Genomic DNA, 2,783 nt, shown 5'->3' on the forward strand with positions numbered 1-2,783 from the left:
GCCCTGCGGTAAACGACTTCCTCACGGTTGGTATCCCGGTTCAAGAACAGATGGAAGCTGTGGTCCAGCAAATTCATCTGCAGCACAGCTTCCTGCAGATCCACCGGCTTCATCACGAGCCGCTTTTCTTTTGCAATGACAAAGGCTTCCTCCGGCGCTTCCGGTTCCGGCTGCACGCCGTCCTGAATGCCGGTGCCGACCGAGCGTCCGTGGCTGCGCAGCTTGCGGCGAGCCCGCTCCTTGTACTTGCGGAGCTTGCGATCCAGCTTATCCGCGGCCTGGTCAATGGCGGCATACATGTCCGCATCCTTCACTTCGACCCGAAAGACCATGCCGTGATAGGGAATGGTAGCTTCAACGACATGCTCCCGTTTCCGGGCCTGCAGCAGCAGGGTGACATGGATGGCCACCTTCTCTTCGAACCAGGATTGGGCCGAACCGATCTTTTGCTCGGCATACGCCTGGAGTGCCGGTGTCACTTCAAAATGTTTACCATGAATGTGTGTAGCCATGGGATCTGCCTCCTTCAACGGGAAAGGACTCTTGCATGACTTTATTGTAAAACGGCTGGACACTCTGCGCTGTGAAAAACATCACACCAAGGCAGAAACGTCCCGCACCCCTGCTCATGGCTGATCCTTGACGCAAGTCGGCCATTTACACATGCTTGGTCTGTTTTCGCGGCAGCCGGTGCATGTGCTGGATTTTTTGCACTTTCTCCTTCACCTTCAGCAGCGCAAACGAGCCAGCAAACCAGCCTATAAGTCCCAGCATCAGGCTGGGCCACCAGGCGCCGGTTATTTTCAGGGCATACCAGACCGTCACGACGCAGACAGCGCAGCCGGTCATCCCGTATACCGAACCTCTGGCAACCGCGGCCGCCTTTTCCGAGCCCTGGCTGAGGCCGACCATCAGCACAGCGACGACCATCACGGCGGGAAACGCCGTAAAAATACCGCCAAGCGCCTTCCACGGCAGCAGGACCGACGCCATATAGCTCAATACGACCGCCAGGCCGCCCAACACGAACCGAAGCAGCAGCTCCCGTAATTTCATTTCCTGTTTCCCCCTTTACAAGCTGAACAGCACATAGGATATCGTGAACGAAACGAGCAGCCAGCCGCCTACGGACAAGGTCAGCCCCTTCTTCCATCCTCTGCTGGTGCACAAGTAACCTGCCGCCGCGGCGCACGCTACATTAATCGCCATACCGATCAAAGCGCCTTGGGACAGATCAATCGAATGGGCGACCAGTTCACGGGCCCCGTAATCAAACCTCATCGTCAGCAGCGCCGCCAGAAAAACGGCGGGAAACGCGGCAAAAATGCCGCCGACAGCTCCTCCCGCGCGTTTGGCAATAAGTGATGCCGCCACCACGGCTGCGCCTCCCAGAAGGAACCGCAGCAAAATGCCTATCAGCGATAGATGAGCCAGAGCCATGTCCAATCTCCCCCGTCCAATTTTGTGAAAATAATCACTAATTTAACCGAACCCATCATAGCACGGGGCTGGATCAGGTTCTGTAATCTGCATCACAGCCGTGCCCAGGACAGGAATAAAATGCATATCCATGCCAGCAGCTCTTGAGTACGGAAGCTGGCGCCGAAATCGCCGATGCTCTGCCGCGGCTCTGCTCCGGGCTGCTCGAGGCCATAGGCCTCCCTTAGCCGCTTCGCTTCCTCATCTGAAAGCTTGGGGGATGCAGCCGGGCTTGTGACGACGGATATGGGTACACGTTTCGTAAGGATCGGCCCTTCCCATGACGATAAATCCGAAGCTCGAACCGCCTCCGAGTTTACCGGAAGCCAAAGGGCGCAAATCAGCATCAAGGCAAAGACTTTTTGGATCATGACTACTCTCCATTTACGAAAGGTTAACGTCTGTGACGGCTGCAAGCCGCCATCTTGAAACTATTATAATCGTAGACGAGCTCTGTGGCACACGGAATCTATGAAAAAAATCGATCCTATCAGCTTTGCCCCCGAACGACCGCCGTATTGCCGGCATAAGCACTAAAAAAGATCCTTGGCATGATTGCCAGGATCTTTTTATCCACTGCTCCCTCAGGTTTTCACAGGTTCAGCAGATTTCTGCTTATCAAAAGCCTGTCGAAATAGAGACAACTCCATTTTACCTGTGGTAACATTTAACAAAAATAGAATCGGAGGAACTCACTAATCTATGCTAAAGTACATCGCTTTACCTTTGATCTTTGCCGTTTGTTTTGTTCTTATCCAAACCGGCATTCAGACGGGCCTCGGCATGTATATGACCCAAAAACATACAGCCAACATGATGGCCGCCTATGATCCAAACGGTGCGGAACCCCTGCCATCCAAAGTTAAATTCGGCTCCGACCGTCCGCGGATTACACCGCAAAAAATATCGGTGTGGTTGATCTCTCTCGTGATTTCGGCCGCCGCTGCGTTCCTGTTTCACCGGCTTGTGTTCAAAACATGATGGCGGCCGCGGCCGCGACGACGATCAGGATCGCGCAATAGAATTTGCAAGCTGATCCTTCATCAAATGGAGTTCTTGATCATCCGGATCCAGCGCTAACGCTAAATCAACGATGGCCGCGGCTCCGTCCGGTTCCCCGCCTCGAAGCAGTCTGCCGGCAATGCCCTGAAAGCCGAAGTCGAATTCGTACGGTACATAACCGAGCTTGGAGTGCTGCTCGCTGCCCGCCTTGTATACACTCAGGGCCGATTCTATTCCTTCCGCGGCCAATATGCCGACTGCATGCATCGTCAGCGAACGCGGAATCACTTCGACCTGCTCCC

The 2,783-nt window shown here is 54.5% G+C and carries 6 protein-coding genes; 1 reads left to right on the plus strand and 5 read right to left on the minus strand.

Going from position 1 to position 2,783, the window contains the following annotated elements; translation table 11 throughout:
* The 4 genes from hpf to CPT76_RS18180 all read right to left on the minus strand — a co-directional run.
* On the minus strand, window positions 1-512 hold a 512-nt coding region (gene hpf, locus CPT76_RS18165; RefSeq protein WP_105443833.1), incomplete at its 3' end, for a ribosome hibernation-promoting factor, HPF/YfiA family.
* Window positions 513-657: 145 nt separating this feature from the next.
* Entirely contained in the window at window positions 658-1,056 is a 399-nt protein-coding gene (locus CPT76_RS18170) for a DUF3147 family protein (protein ID WP_105443834.1), read from the minus strand.
* 15 nt (window positions 1,057-1,071) lie between these two features.
* Window positions 1,072-1,434 (minus strand): DUF3147 family protein, encoded by a 363-nt coding sequence (locus tag CPT76_RS18175; protein WP_105444128.1) that lies wholly within the window; start codon window positions 1,432-1,434, stop codon window positions 1,072-1,074.
* Window positions 1,435-1,532: 98 nt separating this feature from the next.
* On the minus strand, window positions 1,533-1,850 hold the full coding sequence (locus CPT76_RS18180; RefSeq protein ID WP_105443835.1) for a hypothetical protein: 318 nt from the start codon (window positions 1,848-1,850) through the stop codon (window positions 1,533-1,535).
* Window positions 1,851-2,181: 331 nt separating this feature from the next.
* Between CPT76_RS18180 and CPT76_RS18185 the strand changes: the two genes are divergently transcribed.
* Complete coding sequence (locus tag CPT76_RS18185; protein WP_105443836.1) at window positions 2,182-2,460, plus strand: hypothetical protein; 279 nt, start codon at window positions 2,182-2,184, stop codon at window positions 2,458-2,460.
* 24 nt (window positions 2,461-2,484) lie between these two features.
* On the opposite strand, the gene CPT76_RS18190 is transcribed toward CPT76_RS18185, so the two are convergent.
* Window positions 2,485-2,783 (minus strand): hypothetical protein (locus CPT76_RS18190; protein WP_181152908.1); only part of this gene is annotated, 299 nt, incomplete at its 5' end.

It is taken from the genome of Paenibacillus sp. AR247 (assembly GCF_002968895.1).
Taxonomy (GTDB): domain Bacteria; phylum Bacillota; class Bacilli; order Paenibacillales; family Paenibacillaceae; genus Paenibacillus_AQ; species Paenibacillus_AQ favisporus.